Origin of the sequence: Azospirillum sp. TSH100 (genome assembly GCF_004923295.1) — a bacterium.
Taxonomy (GTDB): domain Bacteria; phylum Pseudomonadota; class Alphaproteobacteria; order Azospirillales; family Azospirillaceae; genus Azospirillum.
This window is the reverse complement of record NZ_CP039634.1, coordinates 2,178,528-2,199,682: the sequence shown is the minus strand read 5'-3', so window position 1 is coordinate 2,199,682 and position 21,155 is coordinate 2,178,528. Positions and strand designations below refer to the sequence as shown.

At 66.6% G+C, this 21,155-nt stretch carries 15 protein-coding genes; 6 read left to right on the top strand and 9 right to left on the bottom strand.

Going from position 1 to position 21,155, the window contains the following annotated elements; genetic code table 11:
* The first annotated feature begins 20 nt into the window (after positions 1 to 20).
* Positions 21 to 746: a hypothetical protein gene (locus E6C72_RS10385; RefSeq protein WP_109443630.1), complete on the top strand. Its 726-nt coding sequence runs from the start codon at positions 21 to 23 to the stop codon at positions 744 to 746.
* On the opposite strand, the gene E6C72_RS10380 is transcribed toward E6C72_RS10385, so the two are convergent.
* The 4 genes from E6C72_RS10380 to E6C72_RS10365 are packed head-to-tail and all read right to left on the bottom strand — an operon-like array spanning position 737 to position 5,083.
* The gene (locus E6C72_RS10380) at positions 737 to 2,776 is read right to left on the bottom strand and encodes a glycosyltransferase family 41 protein (RefSeq protein WP_109443631.1); all 2,040 of its coding nucleotides are present in this window, start codon (positions 2,774 to 2,776) and stop codon (positions 737 to 739) included. The genes E6C72_RS10385 and E6C72_RS10380 overlap by 10 nt on opposite strands.
* A gap of 11 nt (positions 2,777 to 2,787) precedes the next feature.
* Complete coding sequence (locus E6C72_RS10375) at positions 2,788 to 3,156, bottom strand: YdbL family protein (protein WP_109443632.1); 369 nt, start codon at positions 3,154 to 3,156, stop codon at positions 2,788 to 2,790.
* The gene (locus E6C72_RS10370; RefSeq protein WP_109443710.1) at positions 3,156 to 3,404 is read right to left on the bottom strand and encodes a YnbE family lipoprotein; all 249 of its coding nucleotides are present in this window, start codon (positions 3,402 to 3,404) and stop codon (positions 3,156 to 3,158) included. Before E6C72_RS10370 ends, E6C72_RS10375 begins: the two co-directional genes overlap by 1 nt.
* Positions 3,405 to 3,412: 8 nt before the next feature.
* Positions 3,413 to 5,083 (bottom strand): YdbH domain-containing protein, encoded by a 1,671-nt coding sequence (locus tag E6C72_RS10365; RefSeq protein WP_109443633.1) that lies wholly within the window; start codon positions 5,081 to 5,083, stop codon positions 3,413 to 3,415.
* A gap of 212 nt (positions 5,084 to 5,295) precedes the next feature.
* On the opposite strand from E6C72_RS10365, the gene E6C72_RS10360 reads away from it, so the two are divergent.
* Complete coding sequence (locus E6C72_RS10360; protein ID WP_109443634.1) at positions 5,296 to 5,865, top strand: peptidylprolyl isomerase; 570 nt, start codon at positions 5,296 to 5,298, stop codon at positions 5,863 to 5,865.
* 93 nt (positions 5,866 to 5,958) lie between these two features.
* Here E6C72_RS10360 and E6C72_RS10355 read toward each other — a convergent pair whose 3' ends face one another.
* On the bottom strand, positions 5,959 to 8,589 hold the full coding sequence (locus E6C72_RS10355; RefSeq protein ID WP_109443711.1) for a serine/threonine-protein kinase: 2,631 nt from the start codon (positions 8,587 to 8,589) through the stop codon (positions 5,959 to 5,961).
* Positions 8,590 to 8,946: 357 nt separating this feature from the next.
* On the opposite strand from E6C72_RS10355, the gene E6C72_RS10350 reads away from it, so the two are divergent.
* A complete protein-coding gene (locus tag E6C72_RS10350; protein ID WP_109443635.1) occupies positions 8,947 to 9,843 on the top strand; it encodes an aldose 1-epimerase in 897 nt (298 codons plus the stop codon).
* Here E6C72_RS10350 and E6C72_RS10345 read toward each other — a convergent pair.
* Both E6C72_RS10345 and E6C72_RS10340 read right to left on the bottom strand, forming a co-directional pair.
* A complete protein-coding gene (locus E6C72_RS10345) occupies positions 9,840 to 10,709 on the bottom strand; it encodes a lysozyme inhibitor LprI family protein (protein ID WP_109443636.1) in 870 nt (289 codons plus the stop codon). The genes E6C72_RS10350 and E6C72_RS10345 overlap by 4 nt on opposite strands.
* 31 nt (positions 10,710 to 10,740) lie before the next feature.
* Positions 10,741 to 11,613 (bottom strand): hypothetical protein, encoded by an 873-nt coding sequence (locus E6C72_RS10340; RefSeq protein ID WP_247876007.1) that lies wholly within the window; start codon positions 11,611 to 11,613, stop codon positions 10,741 to 10,743.
* A 291-nt stretch (positions 11,614 to 11,904) separates the two neighbouring features.
* On the opposite strand from E6C72_RS10340, the gene E6C72_RS10335 reads away from it, so the two are divergent.
* From E6C72_RS10335 to E6C72_RS10325, 3 genes are all read left to right on the top strand, one after another.
* The gene (locus E6C72_RS10335) at positions 11,905 to 15,258 is read left to right on the top strand and encodes a DUF2126 domain-containing protein (protein ID WP_109443637.1); all 3,354 of its coding nucleotides are present in this window, start codon (positions 11,905 to 11,907) and stop codon (positions 15,256 to 15,258) included.
* Positions 15,259 to 15,550: 292 nt separating this feature from the next.
* Entirely contained in the window at positions 15,551 to 18,106 is a 2,556-nt protein-coding gene (locus tag E6C72_RS10330; RefSeq protein WP_109443638.1) for a circularly permuted type 2 ATP-grasp protein, read from the top strand.
* A 4-nt stretch (positions 18,107 to 18,110) separates the two neighbouring features.
* Complete coding sequence (locus tag E6C72_RS10325) at positions 18,111 to 19,043, top strand: transglutaminase family protein (RefSeq protein ID WP_109443639.1); 933 nt, start codon at positions 18,111 to 18,113, stop codon at positions 19,041 to 19,043.
* Between the two features lie 28 nt (positions 19,044 to 19,071).
* On the opposite strand, the gene E6C72_RS10320 is transcribed toward E6C72_RS10325, so the two are convergent.
* Positions 19,072 to 19,452: a response regulator gene (locus E6C72_RS10320; RefSeq protein WP_109443640.1), complete on the bottom strand. Its 381-nt coding sequence runs from the start codon at positions 19,450 to 19,452 to the stop codon at positions 19,072 to 19,074.
* The gene (locus E6C72_RS10315) at positions 19,445 to 21,016 is read right to left on the bottom strand and encodes a sensor histidine kinase (RefSeq protein ID WP_109443641.1); all 1,572 of its coding nucleotides are present in this window, start codon (positions 21,014 to 21,016) and stop codon (positions 19,445 to 19,447) included. The genes E6C72_RS10320 and E6C72_RS10315 overlap by 8 nt, the downstream gene beginning before the upstream one ends.
* Between the last annotated feature and the right edge of the window lie 139 nt (positions 21,017 to 21,155).

Genomic DNA, 21,155 nt, shown 5'->3' with positions numbered 1-21,155 from the left:
AGCCCGCCGCGACCGAAATCATGACCCTGGGACGTTACGACTACGAAAGACGCTACCGCAAACGCCTGCGGGCCGGCGTGATCAAGTTTGTGCTGGCGGCGGCATTCGTGCTGGGGGTCGGTCTCTTTTCCTACCAGATGGGAATCGAACAGCTGAAGGGCCGCGACGTGACCCTGCGCGAGGAGATCGCCACCCTATCGCGTCAGAAGGCAGAGCTAGAACTGCTGGCCAGCCAGATGCAGCATGCAGCCCGCACAGCAGAGGCGCGCGTGGCCGAACTGGACGGCCGCCTTCAGCGCGAGGTGCCGACCGGCGACCTCGCCAAGCTGACGCAACTGGTGTCGGAACGGCTGAAGGGGGGCCTGGACGCCAACCGCCTCGCCTTCGTCATCTTGCAGGCCCAAGTTCCGCGCAACTGCCAGCCAACCGATACCAAGCGCTTCACGCTCAGCACGCCGCTGCTGAAGGGCGGAGCGCGCGGCGTCACCTTCGGCAACGGCACCGTCACCGTCACCGGTGAAGGACAGTCGGCCCACAACCAGCAGGGCAATGCCGAAAGCTGGTTCGATCCGGGCCAGCCCGTGACGATCCGCATCACCGGCATGGGCGGCAAGGGCACCACGGTCAGTGGTGTGCTGCCGCTGCATCAGTCGCTGGTCGTCGACAACAGCGAGTACCGCTTCACCATCGCCGCCTCCCAGCGTTCCTTCGTCGAGGTCACCGCCGACCGCTGCGCCTACCCCTGAGCCCCTGATCTCTGAGGCGGAACCGCGAAGCCACGCGGCGACTCCCCCGCCGCGTGGATGTCCCACATCGTGACATAGGCCGCTTCGATCGCACGGGCGAAGCGGTCGGTGTCGAACAGGGGGGCGGTGGTGCACGCCTGCTCCAGCCGCCGTTTCAGTGCAGCCAGTTCGTCGGGCTGTTCGACCAAGCGCTTTGCCGTCGCCTCATAGCTATCCCAGTCCGCCACAGCCAGTTCGGGCATTCCGACTGCGTACAGCAGACTGGCTGCAACCCGACCGGCAAAAGACCGGCCGGGAACCGTCAACACCGGCAACCCGGCCCATAGCGCGTCGCTCGCCGTGGTATGGGCCCCGACCGGGCCTGAATCCAGGAACAGGTCAGCCAACCGGTGGCGCGCCAGATGCGCCGGTCCCGGCAGGCGCGGGGCGAAGATCAGGCGCTCAGCCGCGATCCCCCGCTCCACAGCTGCGCGCCGCAGATTGTCCGCGACCTCGGCCGGGCCATCCAGCAACCACAGGACCGCGTCCGGAACGCGCTGCAAAATCCGGCACCAGCGGCCGAACAGCTCCGGCCCGATCTTGTAGGACGCGTTGAAAGCGCAGAACACCGTGCCGCCTTCCGGCAGTCCGCAATCGGCACGGCACGGCACCGGCCCGATGGCGCGCTTGCGGTCGTTCGGCTGGTAGCTGTAGGGCAGATGGACGATGCGCTCGCTGTAGAAGCGCTGGTGATCGGTGGGCGCCACCACCGGGTCGGCGATGACATAGTCGATGGCCGCACTTCCCAGCGTGCCCGGATAGCCGAGCCACTGAGCCTGCACCGGCGCCGGGCGATAGGCGGCGATTCCCGGCCGGGCGTTCTGGGTGTGGCCCTTCAGATCGAACAGAATGTCGATATCAGCCTCATAGATCAGCCGCGCCGCGGCCTCATCGGTAAGGGTGGACAGGTCGAGGAAACGGTCGAATCCGGCCACCAGACGTCGGCGCAGCGGACCACCATCGTCGGCTCCATAGGAACAGCCGACGATCTCGAAGCGACCGCGGTCGTGCTGTTCGATCAGTTCGGCGATCAACACCGCCGTCGCATGCTCGTGGAAGTCGGCGGAGAGATAGCCGATCCGCAGCTTCGCGCCGCGATTGATGCGATTCGGAAAGGCTGGGCTGATGCCGCGCGTCTTCCAGCCGCAATAGCGTTCGGCACAGGCGCGCTCCAGCGCCGGCCCGGCCCCCTCCCCCAGGAAAATCCAGGGATGGGCCTGCTGCGTCCGTCCTTCCCGCACCAGCCCGACCAGCCGGCTGGACAAGGCGCTCAGCCCATCCCAGCGGCAGAGATGACGGCGCTGCTGCACCAGTTGCGCCAGCACGCCACCGGCATCGGGCAGGCCGATGCGCAATGCGCGCTCGAAGCCGACGATGCTCGCCGCGCCATCCTCCGCCGCACCGCCCCGCTGCCCCCGTTCCTTCAGCGTCAGGGCAAGATTCGCATGCCCTTCCGCCAGATCGGGCCGCAGACACAGGCAGGTGCGGAAGCCGGTGGCAGCGCGGTCAAGGTCGCCACGGTCGCGATACAGGGCGGCCAGAGCCAGCCGGGCCGGCACCAGCATGGGGTCGAGTTGCAAGGCATGGCGCAGAGCCGGCTCCGCCTCGGACAGCCGCCCGAGATCGCGCAGCAGGACACCCTGGTTACAGGGCGCAGGGGCGAAGTTCGGCATCAGCCTTGCCGCTTCGCCATATGCCGCGGCGGCCTCAGCCGGGCGGCCAAGCGCTTGCAGGGTCACGCCCCAATTGTAATGATTGCCGCCGAAGTCAGGCAGCCATGCCAGCGCCTTGCGGTGATGCGCCTCGGCCTCAGCAAGGCGGCCCTGGCGCCGCAGGGCCTCGCCGAGGTTTGAGCGGGCGACCGCCTCCTCCGGCGTGCCCACCTGTCCCAGCGTGTCGAGTGCCGAGAACAGCGCTGACAGCAGTGCCGCGTCACCGGGTTTGCCGTCCAGACGGCGACGCAGGTCGGCAATCGGGCCCTTGCCCGCCATGGATGGCGGTGTCACTTGCGTTGCCACTGACCTGCGGCAGTCATCACATACTGCCCGGCAGGGGTGCGCTCGATCAACTGCTGGCCGGCGACCGCCTGGACCTTGTCCAGCGCCGTGCCGTTGCCGTTGGCGATCTCCTGATAGCGGGCAAGGCGCTGGGCGTTCACCTGCTGCGCCAGCGCCTGGGCGGACGCCGGCGCCCCGGGAACAACGCCGACCATCCCGTCCGGACGTTCACCCACCTGACCGGCGGCCTTGGCGGCGGCCAGCGCATCCTGGGCCAGTGCCAGTGACGGCAGCGCCACGGTCAGCAGTCCGGCGGCCAGGGTGGAAAGGGCAAGCCGGTTGAAATGCCGGCGGCTGATGGATTGGTTCTTCATCACTTCTTCCCCTTCGTCGAAGAGGGCGCGGTGTCGGTGGGAAGGCCGAACAGAGCCGGATCGTTGCGGATGGCGTCGTCGACGTCGCGCTCCAGCTTGACCCGCACCTCCTGCTCGATCCGGACGTTCAGGTTGATCTCGATGGGCTTGTCCGGCGCCTCGATCTTCACGGTCGGGGCGCAGGCGGCAACCACAGCCGAAATCAGCAGGCCAGCCGTCAGGCCGTTTGGCGGAAACTTGATATCCATGGTGGCGGTCAATGGTCCTTCTGGTCGGAGCCGGTCATGCGGTCCCGCAGCGTGTCGGGGATCCGGTAGACGTCGAGGTTCTGGCGCAGAATCCGGTCGAGCGCGCCGGCCAGCTTAAGGTTAAGCGCAACCGGATAGCCATCGTAGAATGAGGGGTTGGCTCCGCGCAGGGAGAAGCCGGCGCTGAGTTCGCCGCCGGCCTGCCCGTCGATGGTGATCCGCAGGGTGTCGTACCGGAAGTCGGTCAGCGCCCCCATCAGCATGGCGGTCGGGCTGCCCTCCTCTCCCTTCAGGCCGGAGGGCGGTTGGGCCGGATCGTAGCGCAAGGTGCCGGAACCGGCCGATTCGAGGATGCCTCCATTCAGCGTGACCGTTTCATTGGCGAACACCACCGGCAGGGTGCCGGCCAGCTTGCCAGACGCTTCCAGCCCATCGACGGCGATCAGTTCCAGCAACTTGGCGGCGTCGATGCCGTCGGCATGCAGGGTGACCGTGCCCGTGGGTTTGTCAGGCGCCAGATCGAACGGATCGGCATGGAGCGTGCCGCCGGCCCAGCGCCATTCCGCCCGGTCGACATCCAGCCGCCCATCGCGGCCGTAACCGAACAGCAGCATGCCGTCGGTCAACGGAATGCCAACGTCCAGCAGGCCGATCGACAGCTTCTGCCCATCCGGGATGACCGGCGGCAACAGGCTGGATAGGGCGATGGTGCCGCTGACCCCGGCCACCGTCACTGGCCCCACGGCACCAGCAAGCCCCTTGATCACCGCCTGACCGGCCGTGGCAAGCCTCTTCGGCGTCATGGTCAACGACGCCTTGCCCGACAGCGTACCGGATGCCTTTCCCAGGAAGGTCGCGGCGAGCGGCGAAATGGCGGCAAGCCCGGGTCCATTCTCGGCGAGGCGGATCGGTTTCACCACCGCCTCCAACTGCCCGGTGCCGGCGATCTGGTCGTAGGTGCCGCCGAGGGTGACAGTGAGAAGGCCATTGGCGCCCTTGGCCGATCCGTCGATGTCCCATGGTCGGTCTCCCACCTGGACCGCCCGCATGGCGACGGCGAGCGGGACGACGGGCGCCGGCTTGGCGGTGTTGATCAGGCGCGCAATGGTGGCGTCGGCCCGACGCCCGGTCCCCTCCTGTCCCAGCTTCAGTACGACCTGCTCGGCACGCACTGCACTGGCGGGGGCGTCGAGCCTTGGCACCTGTAGCTCCGCCGCAATAGCCATGGCATCGGATGCCCGGCGCAGAAGCGGGGTGCCCGGCACCGGGCAGACCGTCGCCCCCTGAGGCAGTTCGATCGGCTGGCCGGAGACCGTCAAGCGCTCCGCCCCGGCAGGCAGGCATTCGGCGGATGTCACCGATACGGCACCGCCATCGATCCCCACCACAAACGCGCCGGACAGCGTCAGCCGCCCCGTCAAAGGCACGTCCAGCGCCTTGGCCGCAGCCTCCAGCGGGCCACTGTCGCCGGTGAACTCCAGCCGCAGGCCACGCCAGCCGTCGGCGATCCGCATGCCGGTGACGGTCACCGCGGCACCGGTGAGGCCGGCGCCGCGCAACGTCTCCGTCGCCGTCGCGCCGATCAGGGCCGGTCCTGCCAGGATCACCCCACCCAGCCCGACGACGCCAAGCGTCACCGCAACAGCCGCCGTACCCGCGATCGCCCGTCCCAGCCTCAAAGCCCGACTTCCCTTCCCGCATGTCCGTCAGGACCGGCATGCCACGTCCATGCCCGGATGAACACCCGGACAAGCGGTTGTCATCCGTGACTTTTGGCGGATCCTCCCACGGATGTGCCGGCCGACCGGCCTCCCCGCCGGCACGGCTTTGCATTCCCGCAGTTTTCCCCTATGGTCCGGTGCGCGGATTTCGGCTCATCGGAGTGTTTCGCATGAAGCGGTGGACCCGCGCATTGCTGGCGGCGCTTTTCGCCACAATCTTCACTGTCTCGTTCTTTACAGTTTCTCAAGGGGAGGCGAAGGCCTTGGATCCGGAAAACACCATTTACCTCGACCTGAAGGACGGTCGCGTGGTGATCGAACTGCGGCCCGACCTGGCGCCGAACCACGTCGCCCGCATCAAGGAACTGACCCGCCAGGGCTTCTACAACGGCGTCGTCTTCCACCGCGTCATCGACGGCTTCATGGCCCAGACCGGCGACCCGACCGGCACCGGCATGGGCGGTTCCGGCCAGAAGCTGAAGGCCGAGTTCTCCAGCGCCCCGCACATCCGCGGCACCCTGTCGATGGCCCGCGCGCAGGATCCGAACAGCGCCGACAGCCAGTTCTTCATCTGCTTCGCCCCGTCCCAGTTCCTGGACCGTCAGTACACCGTCTGGGGCCGAGTGGTCGAAGGCATGGAGTTCGTCGACATGATCAAGAAGGGCGATCAGGCCCGCAACGGTCAGGTCTCGAACCCGGACAAGATCATCAAGATGCAGGTCGCTGCCGACGTGAAGTAACGTCGCCGCATCAGCCGATCAGGAAAGGGGGACCGGTTCGCCGGTCCCTTTTTTCATGCCCAGACGGTCTACAGGCGGTCTTCGCATTTGCTGTCAGCCGACGGAGAGGGCGTTGGTCATCGCCCGCAGCAGGTCCTTCATCGATTGCGGCCGGTCCTGCCAGCGCATGGCGAGCCCCGACAGCAGCACCCTCTCGAACCCGGGAGACAAAGCAACGCCCAGTTCCGAAGGTTTCGGCACCTTGTCGTTCATGAAACGGGCGGTGGCGTCGGGCGGGGTACGGCCGGTCAACGCCAGATAGATGGTGGCGCAGAGCGCATATACGTCGGACCATGGCCCTTGCCGTCCTTCATTGGAATACTGCTCCGGCGGGGCGTAGCCCGGCTTCAGAATCACGGTCAGGCCGGCACCTGGCCGGGCTGTCTGCCGCGCGGCGCCGAAATCCAGCAGCTTGCGGTCACCGGCATTCGTCAGAAAGATGTTGTCCGGGCTGATGTCGCGATGGATCAGTCCCTGGTCGTGGATGACCTGCAGCGCCTTGGCGATCGGCATCACCACCGACAGGGTCCGCTTCACGTCGATCCGCCCGCCGCAGTCGGTCAGGTATTTCTTCATGGTGCGGCCCTCCAGCAGCTCCATGACCAGATAGGCGGTGCCGTTCTCCTCGAAAAAGTCCTGAACGCCGACGATCTCGCGCACGTCACGCAGGCGGGCCAGCGTCCGCGCCTCCTCCAGGAATTTCTCCAGCCCGGCGGCGAAGGTCTCAGCGTGCTCGTCGGAGAAGGGGGAGACGGCGGCGGCGTTGGGAATCCGGGCGATCAGATTGGCGGGGTAATACTCCTTGATCGCCACCTTCACCCGCAGCCGGTCATCCCAGCCCAGATAGGTGGCGCCGAACCCGCCCTGACCAAGCACCCGCCCGGTGCGATAGCGCCCATGCAGCAGCGTTCCGGGCACCAGATGCACGCCCGGCCGGTTGTCGGACTTCGCGGGGAAGCCACAGGCGGCGCAGGGGCCGGCGCCCTCATGAGTGGCATAGCAGCTCGGGCAAAGACCGGCCGTGACACCGGATACCGGTTTCGATCCCGCCGCTCCGGCCAACTGACGGCTGACCGGGTGCAGGATTGTCTCCGCACCCCGATTGCCCTTGCCTGGAATCGCCTGGGGCGGAGTGCCCCGCAGTTGAAGCGAGGCCACCTCGACGGTCGGCTGCATCGCTGCCGGCGGAACAGGGGGGAGAACCGGCGGGGGCGCGGGGGCAGTGGCCATCTGGCGCAGCCGGTCGAGCAGTTCCAGCAGCCGGCGGACCTCCGCCTGCGCCACCTCGCTTTCAGGCTGGGCAAGCTCGGCCTGGAACTGGGGCTGGCGGACGATCTCCAGGATATGCTGACGCATCAGCGGAAGGGCGCCGTCCTCGCGGATCAGGCCGGAGCAGGCGACCTCGGCCAGCCGGATCGTGCGACGACGCAGGACTGGCTCCACCTGCCGCAGGCGGACGGCAAGCTGGCCGGTCTTCACATAGTCGTCCACCGACCGTTCGGCTTTCGCCGCGATCCGCTCGCAAACGCCTGCCGGCAGCGGCGCGGAACGGATGCCCGCCAGTGCGCGGGCGAAGTCGCGCTCCAGCAGAGCCGTGTCCGGCGTCTGGACCAGCATGTTCTCGATCAGCAGCTCGTTGCAGACGGCCGCCTCCAGAGAGGCGAGAATCTCGTCGGCATGGCGCTCCGCCGCGGGCACCGCCGCCACCCGGATCAGGTAATGGATACGGCAGATCAGGTCCGACTGCCCTTCGCCGAGCCCGACGATCGACCGGCGATAGGCACTGGCCCCACCCTGCTCCAGCCGGCGCGAATAGCGAACGGTCAGGGCATCGGCCATCGCCGCGCCGCCGACCAGACCGTCGCGGGTCAGCAGATGGCCGACCAGGGTCTTCAGCATCTCCGCTTCCTGATCGAAGGCGCCGCGCCCCAGCGGCTGGGGCGCCTTCAACTGGCGGCGGATGCGATCGAGCACCGCGGCCTTTGCCTGCGGCAGCTTGCTCTGGCGGAACAGGGCGTTCAGCACACCGACGCGGTTCGGCCCGATCGCCTCCATGCCGATGCGGCCGAACAGGAGGTCGCACAGGTTGGACAGAAGAGTCCCAGGGAGCAGATTGGCCCCGAACAGCTCCGCCCCCGCGGCGGTGGAGGCCAGGATATCGCCGATCACCCCATCGACGGCCGACGCCAGCCGTTCGTCCTTGTCCCATTGATACAGCTCCAGCAGCCGGTCGAGCTTGCCGTTCCAACTCTTGATCTCAACCAGCTCCAGGCCGATGGCGACACGGAGATCGTAATCCGCATCACCGGTCGGGGTCTTGGCTCCCTGGGACAACAGCCAGTCCACCGGCGTGCGGCCACGCGGCATGGCGGCGAAGGCGGCCTGCGCGACCCGCGCCTTGGCCCAGCTTTCGTCCACTGCCGCACGGATGGCGCGACGCCGCACCTGAAGGTCCTGCCCAGGCGCTCGCGCCTGGATCGTCGCGATCCTGGTGATGGCCGCCTCGACGAGGGAGCCCTGTTCCAAACACGACTTCAGCGGCTTGGCGAGGTGGATCAGTTCAGTCGGGGTCAGGATCAGCGGGTCCAGAAACGATCGCATCACCGCCCCGATCACCAGACGCGCCGGCAGCGCGTGATAATCCGGCAACGCGCCGCACAGCTCCGCCTCGTCAAGCGTACTCATGGCCACCTGGGGCGTCGGCGTCGCGCGGCTGAGCTGGGGACTGGACACTCCGGGCCTTTCCATCGGGTTGGCGGATGGTGCAGCCGTGCTGCAACAACGGTGCCCCGCCTGCGTTGTCGATCGAAGCGGGATGCCTCACCGGCCATGGCATATCGCCGGAGCGTACCGCCGGTGGAGCATAATTGCGCAACGAGGGTAAATGACGGGTGTACGATATCCACATTTTTCATCAAAAGCATATGAGTTGTGTCGAGGTTGCGCCATCCGCCTGCCATCCCGGCCATCAGGGGCTGCGGCCGTTCCCTTCCGTCTTCGCATGTGCGATAAGAATCGGGGCGCTGACGATGGGAGAAACGCATGATCCGGAACGGCACCATCATCGCGTTGCGGCACGGGCCGATGAGGCTCACCGCGGCCCCGCACTGCGGCGGCTCGCTGGCGAGTTGGAGCCTGTCGACCCCCGATGGACCGGTGGAGTTGTTCCGGCGGGCGTCCGACCGTGCGCTGGCGGGCAGCTTCGCTCCGGACATGGCCTGCTTCCCGCTGGTACCCTTCTCCAACCGCATCGGCGGCGGCCGGTTCGTCTTCCAGGGGCGGGAGGTGGTGTTGGCCACGGACCCCGGATCGCCGCACCGCATCCACGGCCATGGCTGGTCCACCCCTTGGACGGTGGAGGCCGCCACCGATGACGCGCTGCACATGGACTTCCGCCACCGGGCGGATGACTGGCCCTGGAACTACCGAGCGACCCAGACCGTCGCACTGGACGGCGAGGGGTTGACCGTCAGGCTCGACCTCGTCAACGAATCCGACAGCGACATGCCGGCCGGGCTGGGGCTGCACCCCTATTTCGTCCGGACGCCGGGCACACGCGTGACCGCCGACGTCCAGACGATGTGGGAGAATGACGAGACCATCCTGCCATCCCGGAACCGGCCGCTACCGGCGGCCTGGGATTTCCGCCATGGCGTGATGATGGACCATGTTGCGCTGGACAATGGCTTCACCGGCTGGAACGGTTCGGCAACGGTGGACAGACCGCAGGAGCGGCTGCGCCTGACGATGCTCGCAGATGGGCCGGTCGGTCACCTGATCGTCTATGCCCCGCCGGGCGAACCCTATCTGTGCCTGGAACCGGTCACCCATATGACCGACGCGCTGAATCGTCCGCAGCAGCCTGGCGCCGGCGTCATTGCCCTCCCCCCCGGCGAACGGCTGTCGGTGACCATCCGTTTCCTGCTGTCGCGGCTTTAGCGGCAACGCACCAGTTCGGCGGCGAAAGTCGCCGGCGGCTCCATGCGCAGGATCAGCCGGTCGAGACGTGGCGAATCGGCGGGCAGAAGCCGCAGAGTCGCCAGGGGGGCCGGTGCCCCCTCCGCCGGGCCGGCTGGCAACAGGGGAATCCCCTGCACCGGGTCGCCATCGCCCGCCAGCGTACCGTTCAGCGGGAACAGCGGCAGCCGCGAATCCACGGCGTGCAGGGCACGGTCGGTCCCTATTTCCAGGTAGGAACTGCGGCAGTCGTCGATGGCCGCGCGATCGGCCGGGTCGGCCTTGGCCCAGCGGCCGACCAGAGTCGACAGTGCCACTTTGCGGTTGAAGGGAGCCGGCTGCGATTCCGGCGCGTCAAAACGACGGGCGGCGGCGCCGGTGACCGACAGCGGCAGATCGGCGACCGGATGGGAGCGCAGATTGCGTTCCGTCTCCAGCGCCATCGTGCGCTGGCGGATGACGCGCAGCAGGCAGTCGCCGCGCGTCTTCGTCATCTTGGCATCGGCCAGGTCGGCCGCGCTGACCGGACAGGCCTCGTCCCGCCGCGCTCGCCAGACCGTCTGGGTGTCCTCGATCGCCGCGCGCCCGGTATCATTGGTGGTCTCACCGAGCGCGGCCAGCGCCGCGTCCATGGCCTCGCCGGCCGCCGCCAGCTTCGGATCGCGGCATATCAGCTGCGCCACCGGCGTCTCCGCCGAATCGCAGCCGAGTGCTGTCGGAGCCACCTCCGGAGCTGCCGCCTCGGGCGAAGGAGTGTCCGCCGGAGCCGAGAGGGCCGGAACCGCAGTCAGCACCGCGAGCAGGGAGCCGGCGGCCAGAAGACCACCAACCAGGGACAGGGGGCGCATCGCAGGAAACCTTGGAAGAGGAAACGGAACATCACGAAGCGGGGAAAGCCTCCAGCACCGACTTGACCTGACGCTGGAAATCCTGGTCGGTGCGATAGCGCGTCACGACCGACTTGTCACGTTCCACGAAAAACATCATGTCGTCGCGCCTCGGCAGCATGCGCGGGTTCGGCTTGTCCAGCAGCTCGCCGTTCCAATCGATGCGCGCCATGAAATAGACCGCACGGGCATAGAGCATGAACAGCTTGTTATCAGGCGCCAGCTTCTCACGCCTCAGCAATGCGAAATAATAATAATTGCGGCCGTGGAAATAACTGGTGTGGATCGCCTGCAAGGCCGCGAATCGTTCGTCGGGACTATTGACCTTTTTGATCTGCTTTTCCAGACGGAAGCCGGCAAAAAAATACTCACGCGCCTCATGCTCGAAGGAAAAGGCGCTGCCTTTGATCAGCGTCATCTGCTCGCCATAACGCTTCAAGGCGCGGGTCATCAGCAGTTCGAGAAAGCGCCGTTCCGCCGCCAGAGCGTCGGGGATGGTCGGCAGCATCTCGAACACGTGACGCAGATGATAGGGATGGCGCACGATGACGACCGGAACCGACAGCTTCCTGCTCTTCGCCGGCGCCCGCTTTTCCGCCACCAGCGTGACCGCCGGCGACAGCGACGCCATGGTCGCCTGGATCATGTCGTGCAGCTTCCAGCGCATCCGGGTTTCGGCCGACTGGCTGCCCAGGTTCATCCGGGCAAGAAACCGCTTCACCCGGCTGCCGAACGTCTCCTTCGGCAGCTTGTGCGTCGGCAGGTTGGGAACGACCAGCGGGTTGCCCAGGATATCGGCCGGGGGCGGCATCGGCTTGAAATTGAAATACTTCCCGGTGACGACGCCACGGCCGGCCTCGCCCATTCCACCAGAACCGTGGTTGCCGCCCATTGGTGAAAAAGCCGCCACAGACACCATCCAGACGCGAATTCCCGTCGCAGCGATACCCTGTTCGCTTAGGATATAAAGGGTAACGCGAACGGAAGAAAGCCGCAGCGCGCGTCAAAGGCAACTTCGTGACTTTTTCGCAACTGCGGTAGGATCGGCGGCGGGCCACCCTGTCGGGGCGGATTTATCGGTGTTACCGTTGCACCGGCGACCTTGGAGCAAACCGGGGCGCGAACATCCTCGAACAGGCATGAGGCGGGGTTTTCCATGGCGATCCACGTCGCGCTGAACCACAAGACGATCTATCGCTACGACCGGCCGGTGTCCCTCGGCCCGCAGATCATCCGGCTGCGCCCGGCGCCCCATTGCCGGACACCGATCCTCAGCTATTCCCTGAAGGTCACGCCCAAGCAGCATTTCCTGAACTGGCAGCAGGACCCGCAATCGAATTTCCAGGCCCGCTTCGTCTTCCCGGAAAAGACGCGCGAGTTCATCGTCGAGGTCGATCTGGTTGCCGAGATCGCCGCGATCAACCCGTTCGATTTCTTCCTGGAGGAGAAGGCCACCCACATCCCCTTCACCTACGACGACTGGCTGCAGCGTGAGTTGCGCCCGTATCTGGAGACGGAGGAACCCGGGCCGGAGCTTGCCGTCTATCTGAAGGACATCCCGCGGGACAAGACGCCGACCATCGATTTCCTGGTCGCGGTGAACCAGCGGCTTCAGCAGGACATCGGCTACGTCATCCGCCTGGAGCCCGGCATCCAGACCTGCGAGGAGACGCTGACAAAGCGCACGGGCTCCTGCCGCGACTCGGCGTGGCTGCTGGTGCAGATCCTGCGCAATCTGGGGCTCGCCACCCGCTTCGTGTCCGGCTACCTGATCCAGCTGACTGCCGACCAGAAGGCGTTGGACGGCCCGTCCGGTCCGGAGAGCGACTTCACCGACCTGCATGCCTGGGTGGAGGTGTTCCTGCCCGGTGCCGGCTGGGTCGGGCTGGACCCCACCTCCGGCCTGCTGGCCGGCGAGGGGCACATCCCGCTGGCCTGCACGCCCGACGCCTCCTCAGCCGCTCCCATCTCGGGCCTCGTCGATGAGGCGGAGGTGGAGTTCGGCCACGAGATGTCAGTCACCCGCATCTATGAGGCGCCGCGCGTCACCAAGCCCTACACCCCGCAGCAATGGGCCGCGATCGAGGCGCTCGGCCATCGGGTCGACGAGGATCTCAAGACCGAAGATGTCCGCCTGACCATGGGCGGCGAGCCGACCTTCGTCTCCATCGATGACATGGACGGCGCCGAGTGGAACACCGCCGCGCTGGGTCCGCAGAAGCGCAAGATGGCCGCCGATCTGATCCATCGGCTGATGGCCCGCTTCGCTCCCGGTGGCCTGCTGCATTTCGGCCAGGGAAAATGGTATCCCGGCGAATCACTGCCGCGCTGGGCGATGACCCTCTATTGGCGACGCGACGGGGAAGCCCTGTGGGCCAACAGCGACCTGCTGGCGCGCGAGGACACCGATTACGGCCACACCGCCCAGGATGCCGGCGTGTTCCTGATGGCGCTGGCGAAGCGGCTGGGCCTCGACCCGAACCTCGTGCTCGGCGCCTATGAGGACCCCTGGCATTACCTGCGCAAGGAGTCGCAACTTCCGATCAATGTCGATCCGCTGAACAGCAAGCTGGACGACAAGGAGGAGCGCGAGCGGCTGACACGCGTCTTCACCCGCGGTCTGGCAGAGCCGGTGGGCTTCGTCCTGCCGATCAACCGGCGCATGACCCAGCAGGGGCCGGTCTGGCTGTCCAGCACATGGCCGCTGCGTCAGGAAAAGCTGCTGCTGATTCCCGGCGACAGCCCGGTCGGCTATCGCCTGCCGTTGGGCTCGCTCCCCTGGGTGTCGAAGTCCGACTATCCCTATGGCTGGGAGACCGACCCGTTCGAGGAGCGTGGCCCGCTGCCGCCTCATCCGGTTCAGCGCCGACAGGAGATCCGCGGCGCCATCCAGGAATCCGACCGCGGCGTCCATACCGACAAGCGGATCGCCCAGCGCCAGCGCATCATGGCGGAAATCCGCGACGAACTGCCGGAGGAAGGCAAGTCGGCTTGGTGGGTGGTGCGCACCGCCCTGAGCTGCGAGGCGCGCAACGGGCGCCTGCACCTGTTCATGCCGCCGATGAGCACGCTTGAGGACTATCTGGCGATGCTGGCCGAGATCGAGGCGACGGCGGTCGAACTGGACATGCCAGTGGTCATTGAAGGCTACCAGCCGCCAAAGGACCCGCGCCTGAACTCCATGGCCGTTACTCCGGACCCCGGCGTGATCGAGGTGAACATCCATCCCGCCCACAACTGGGACGATCTGGTGCGCAACACCATCGCTCTGTACGAGGATGCGCGCCAATCCCGCCTGGGGGCGGAGAAGTTCATGATCGATGGGCGCCATTGCGGCACTGGCGGCGGCAACCATGTGGTGATGGGCGGTGCAACCGCCGCCGACAGCCCCTTCCTGCGCCGGCCCGACCTGCTGCGCAGCCTGATCACCTACTGGCAGAACCACCCCGCCCTGTCCTACGTCTTCTCCGGCCTGTTCATCGGCCCCACCAGTCAGGCGCCGCGGGTGGACGAGGCGCGCGACGACCAACTCTATGAGTTGGAAATCGCCTTCAACCAGATCGATCAGGCGGCGGCCGGCGGCAACTGCCCGCCGTGGCTGGTCGACCGGGTGCTGCGCAACCTGCTGGTCGACGTGCAGGGCAACACCCACCGGGCGGAGTTCTGCATTGACAAGCTATATTCGCCGGACAGCTCGACCGGCCGTCTGGGCTTGGTCGAGTTCCGCGCCTTCGAGATGCCCCCCCATGCCGAGATGAGCCTGACCCAGCAGCTTCTGATGCGGGCACTGGTCGCCCGCTTCTGGAAGCATCCCTACAAGGGCCGGCTGGTGCGCTGGGGTACGGATCTGCACGACCGCTTCATGCTGCCGCACTTCCTCCAGCAGGACATGGCCGACGTGCTGCAGGACCTGCGTGACCATGGCTATCCGCTGGAGGACAGCTGGTTCGCGCCGCACTTCAACTTCCGCTTCCCGGTTTACGGCCATGTCAGCCAGCGCGGCATCACCATGGAGCTGCGCATGGCGCTGGAGCCCTGGCATGTCCTGGGCGAGGAGCCGGGCGGCGGCGGCACGGTGCGTTATGTCGACAGCTCGGTGGAGCGGGTGCAGGTGCGCGTCACCGGCCTGATCGATGCCCGCCACGTCATCACCTGCAAAGGCCGGCGCGTTCCACTGATTCCAACCGGGGTTGAGGGTGAGTTCGTCGGCAGCGTGCGTTACCGTGCATGGCAGCCACCGTCCTGCCTGCATCCGACGATTCCCGTCCATACGCCGCTGATCTTCGACATCGTCGACAGCTGGGCCGGCCGATCGATCGGTGGCTGCACCTATCACGTCATGCATCCGGGCGGCCGCAACTACGAGACCTTCCCGGTCAACGCCAACGAGGCGGAAGGGCGCCGTCTGGCCCGCTTCTTCCCCTTCGGCCACACTCCCGGCCCGATGGATACCCCGGCGGAGGAACGCAATCCGCAGTTCCCGATGACGCTGGACCTGCGTCGGGGCTGAGCGCGGACTCCGGGACGGCATCCGATCGCTTCGCAACATCCGGCAAGCCGGAGCGTCGCTTTACGCGGCGCTCCGGTTTTTTCATTCCGGACATTGGCCTGCGATCGGCCCATCCGGGACTGGATCGCCACGGAATCTTTCCTCTTTCGGATGGATCATGCGGCCGGCGGCCTTGCATCGCCGGGCGGGGACGTTCAGACTGTTGCTTCGTTCATAGGCAATACGCACCAGTCCGACCTTGTCCCAGCCCGATCAGCCATTCCGCGCGCCGGCATCCGTGGTCCCGTCCGGGATGCCGCCGGTCCCCTTCACCCAGGGATCGCTGTTCGGCGAGGCCGACGCCATCGGCTATGGCTCCGGTCAGGTCTATGACGAGATGGTGAACGGTCAGGGCCGGCTACGGCCGCACTGGCAGACCTTCATGAGCACGCTGGGCCCGCTGGACGCCGAACAGATGGCGCAGCGCTGGGAAGAAGCACGCCGGCTGCTGCACCAGAACGGCGTCACCTACAACATCTACGGCGACCCCAACGGGATGGAGCGGCCCTGGCCGCTCGACATGATGCCGCTTTTGTTGCCGGCGCATGAATGGAAGGCGATTGAATCGGGGCTGATCCAGCGGGCCTCGCTGCTGAACGCCATACTGACCGACATCTATGGGCCGCAGACCCTGACCCGCTATGGCCGGCTGCCGCCGGCGGTGATCCATGCCGACCCGGGATTCCGCCGTGCAGTGCATGGCATCCGGGTGCCGAACGACGTTCACCTGCATTTCTATGCCGTGGACCTCGCCCGGGCGCCCGACGGGCGCTGGTGGGTGCTGTCCGACCGCACCCAGGCCCCCAGCGGCAGCGGCTATGCGCTGGAAAACCGCGCGGTCATCGCAAAGGTGCTGCCGGACAGCTTCCGCCAATGCCAAGTGGAGCGGCTGACCGGCTTCTTCGACACCTTCAAGGAAACGCTGCTGTCCATTGCGCCGCGCAGCAGCGCGGTTGGCCGATTGCCACGCGTCGTGCTGCTGACCCCTGGCCCCTACAACGAGACCTATTTCGAGCACGTCTATCTCGCCCGCTATCTCGGCCTGACCCTGGTGGAGGGGGCGGACCTGACGGTGCGTGACCGGACGGTCTATCTGAAGACCCTGTCGGGGCTGGAGCAGGTGGACGTCATCCTGCGCCGTCTTGATGCCGATTTCGCCGACCCGCTGGAAATGCGCGCTGACAGTTCGCTCGGCGTCGCCGGGCTGATCGAGGCGGTGCGGGCCGGCACTGTGGTGATGGCCAACGCGCTGGGCTCCGGCCTGATGGAATCGATGGCGATGAAGTCGTCGCTGCCGACGCTCTGCCGCCATCTGCTGGGGGAAGAGCTGCGGCTGCCCGGCGTCGCCAGCTGGTGGTGCGGCAACGATGCGGAGCGCGCCTATGTCATCGACCATCTCGACGGTCTGGTGATCAAGCCGGCCTTCCCGTCGCTATCCTTCGAGCCGATCTTCGGCGCCCAGCTGTCGGCCGCCGAACGCTCCGCCCTGGTCGAACGGATCAGGCGCCGCCCCTGGTATTTCGTGGCGCAGGAGCAGATGGCCCTTTCCACCGCCCCGGTCTGGCAGGATGGCAGGCTCCAGCCGCGTCCTCTGGTGCTGCGCGTCTTCCTCTGCGCCACGCCCAGCGGCGGCTATGCGGTGATGCCAGGCGGCCTGACCCGCGTGTCCAGCGAATCCGGCCGTCTGGTCGTATCGATGCAGAGCGGCGGCGGCAGCAAGGACACCTGGATCCTGGCGCCGCGGCGTGCCGACGTGACCTCCGCCCAATCTCGCCCGGCACTGGCGACGGAGCCGACCGCCAGCGGCGCCCGCCCGTCCGCCAACGACCTGCCCAGCCGCGTCGCCGACGGGCTCTATTGGCTCGGTCGGTATGCCGAACGGGCCGAGGGCGTGCTGCGTCTGCTGCGGGCGACGCAAAGCCGGCTGATCGACAGCAACATGCCGGGTGCCGGTCTACAGCTTCACCCGCTGCTCGATCTGCTCAGCTCGCTCGGCATGATCCCGGCGGAGATGGCACGGGTGACGGAAAGCGGCGCCAACCGCGGCCTGCGCGAGGCGTTGCATGCGGCGGTTACAGACCCCGACCATCCCAACAGCCTGCGCTCCCAGGTTCTGCGCCTGCACCGCACCGCCTATTCGGTGCGCGACCGCCTGTCGATGGACATGTGGCGTGTGGTGTCGGCGATCGATCGCCAGACCCAGCCGCCGAAAAGCCGGATGGACGCGGCCTCGCTGTTGCTGCGGCTGGACGACGTGATGATCACGCTCGCCGCCTTCTCCGGTCTGGAACAGGAAAGCATGACCCGCGGGGCCGGCTGGCGCTTCCTCGACATCGGTCGGCGGATCGAGCGGTCGCTGCATATGGTGGCGCTGATGCGCGGGGTCGATGTCGCCGATCTCGACCACCAGGAAGAGCCGATGCAGGCCGCCACCCTGTCGGTGCTGCTGGAGCTGGGCGAAAGCGTGATGACCTATCGCGCGCGCCATCTGACCAGCGTGCTGCGCACCCCCGTGCTCGACCTGCTGCTGGGAGAGGAGGCAAATCCGCGTGCGCTGGCCTTCCAGCTTGCCGCACTGGACCGCCACATGCGGGCGCTGCCCAGCCAGGGAGTCGGCACCGGGACGGACCCGACAGGCGGTGCGCTGGCCATCGTCGCCGCAGCGCGCAACAGCCTGGAACGTACCGACGCCATGGCCTCCAGCGAGGCGCTGCGGACACTGCTGGACACGCTGGCAATGTCTCTCCCGGACGTGTCGAATTTCCTGGCGCACGCCTATTTCAGCCATGCCTTCGCAAGATCGGCCTGACGCGATGACGCCCCCGCCCTCCACTCCCGCTTCCGACAGCAGCGGTCTCTCCACCCGCTATCGCGTTCGCCACGCCACTTCGTACGATTATGGCGAAGATGTACCGATTTCCCACCATCTGTTGCACCTGACCGCCCGGCCGCACCCGCGCCAGCGCATCCGGCGCAGCCTGCTGACAATTGATCCGGTTCCGGCGGTGCGGACGGAGCGGGTGGACTATTTCGGCAACACCGTTACCTATGTCGCCGTGCAGGAGCCGCACCGGACCTTCTCCGTGATCGCCGAAAGCGAGGTCGAGGTGTTCGAGCCGCCGGCACTGGCACCCGACGATTCGGCACCGTGGGAGCAGGTGCGCGACGGCCTGCGCGGCCTGACCGGACCGGACGACGGAGCGGAGATCACGCAATACTGCTTCGACAGCGCGCTGGTCGCCTCCAGTCCGGAGCTTCTTGAATATGCACGCGGCAGCTTCACGCCCGGCCGTCCGGCGGTGGCGGCGGTCATCGACCTGATGAACCGCATCAATCGCGAGTTCGCCTTCGACCCCGCGGCCACCACGGTCGCGACCCCTTTGGCATCGGTGATGCGCAACCGCCGCGGCGTCTGCCAGGATTTCGCCCACATCGCCGTAGGCTGCGTCCGCGCCGTCGGTCTGCCGGCGCGCTATGTCTCGGGCTATTTGCGCACCCTGCCGCCGCCAGGCCGGCCACGGCTGGTCGGTGCCGACGTCAGTCATGCCTGGGCATCGGTCTGGTGTGGGGCGATGGCCGGCTGGCTCGATATTTGCCCGACCAATGCCTGCGTCGCCAACCGCGATTTCATCACCGTGGCCTGGGGCCGCGATTACGACGATGTCAGCCCGGCCCGCGGGGTCCTGTTGGGCGGGGCCGGTCATGGCCTGACCGTCAGCGTGGATGTCGAACCCTTGGAAGATTGAGGGGAGACGATCGCGAGGGAAGACGCCGTCAAACCTCCTGCGGCAGGCCAAGCATCCGGTTCAGCGTGTTGCAGATGGTGCGCGGGTTGACGGGTTTGCTGAGGATCTCAAGCGGCTTCCAGCGCTCGTGCTTCAGGTCGCTGTCCTGGGTCAGGTAGCCGGTCATGACGACGACCGGCAAGGTGGCGTCGCGTTCGCGGATCTCCCGGATCAACGTCTGGCCGTCCATCCGCGGCATGCGCAGATCGGTGACCAGCGCGTGCACCCGTTCGCTGGCATACCGCTCCAGCGCCTCCACTCCATTGGCGGCGACGGTCACGCGGAAGCCCTTGAAGGACAGGAAATCCTCCAGCGCCATGGCCGCCAGCACCTCGTCCTCCGCGATCAGGATGTGGAACGGATCAGGCATGGGAGAACTCCCTGTCGGATGAGGAGACCGGCTGACCTGGCAGGGTGATGGTGAAGCGGACGCCACGGCCTCCACCCTCCAACTCGACATTGCGCGCCTCGATCCGTCCCCCCATGCTGTCGATGATGCCGTAGCCGATCGACAGGCCGAGGCCGGAGCCTTTCCCGACCTCCTTGGTGGTGAAGAACGGATCGAAGATCTGGGGCAGCACGGATGGATCGATACCACCGCCATCGTCGGTCACCTGGATGACCACGCTCTGCCTGTCCGGATCTTCGCTGACCGCCACCATGATGCGCCCCGCCGCTCCACCGGATGCACGATGTGCGACGATCGCATCCCGTGCATTCGAAAACAGGTTGAGGATGACCTGCTCCAATTCAAGGGGACGGCCGGTTACCGGCAGTTGCGCCGGACCGGCATCCTCGATGATCTTGATGTCTTCCAGGGCATATTGATGACGGACAAGCTCGACCGCGCTTTCGACACATTGGGCGGGATGGAAGGCCCGCATGCCGCCGCCGTCACGCCGACCGAAGGTGCGGACATGATCGATCAGCTTGCCCATGCGCTCGGTCTGCTCAATCACCAGCTTCAAAGCCCGCTCCGCACGGGCGGGTTCGAGCAGATTTTCATGCAGGCGGGTCAGGGTGTTTTCCGTCCACAGGCGGATCACGTTCAGCGGCTGGCTCATTTCATGCGCCATACCGGCGGCCAGCGTCCCCAGCGTCGCCAGCTTGGAGGTCTGGATCACCTCCTCCTGCAACCGCTTGCGCTCGGTTACGTCACGGCCGCTGCCGAGGATCTGGACGACCCGCCCAGCCGCGTCCTTCACCGGCACCAGAACGGTATGAAAGACCCTCTGCCCGACCGGCAGTTCAAGAGTCTCTTCATAATCAATGCTCTCACCGCGGTCGCGGCAAATCGTGTAGCGAGGAATGATGGCGTCGGCCACCTCGGGTTCCAATGCGTCGCCGACACGTTTGCCTCGCAGCAATTCCGGATCCAGCCCAGTCGCCCGCGCCAACGCAGGGTTGATCGCCTCAAAAGCGAACTCACCGTCGGGCTCAACCCGGACGATAAACAGCGCCTCAGCCAGATTGTTGAAAAAGCTGGAATAGCGTGTTTCCATTTCCCGACGGGTCGCAACCTCCAACTCCAGTGCGCGGTTGCTGGCCTCCAGTTCCCGCGGGCTGGGCAAGGCGAGCAGGCGCGGCATCAGCCACCAGAGCACCGCGGCCGTCGCCAGCGAGGCGAGAGCGGTGATCAGCTTCACCAGCCCTTCCAACACATAATCGGGGTTCCACAAGGTCCAGACCGACAGGAGATGGGTGGTGCCGCACGCGATGATGAACAGCGCGAACAGCAGCGCCATCCACCCGAAAGCCACGTCGCGCCGTCGCATGACGAAATAGGTCAGCGCCACCGGAATCGAAAAATAGGAAAGGCCGATCAGCATGTCGGACGCGACATGCAGCATCAGGATGTCGGGACGCCAGAGGAGGCAGACGCCATGGGGCACGAAACCGCCGGTGTCCAGAAACTCTTCCAATCCCACCGCCATGTCCGCCTCTCTTCCGACCATCCCCGTCCGACGGAGGCCATTGATAACGTGTCGAAACTGTCGGACACGCCCGCACACGTTCCGCCACCGGACCGACTCCGTCAAGCCGTCAATCCGTCAGGGGCAAGTCTGTAAGGTT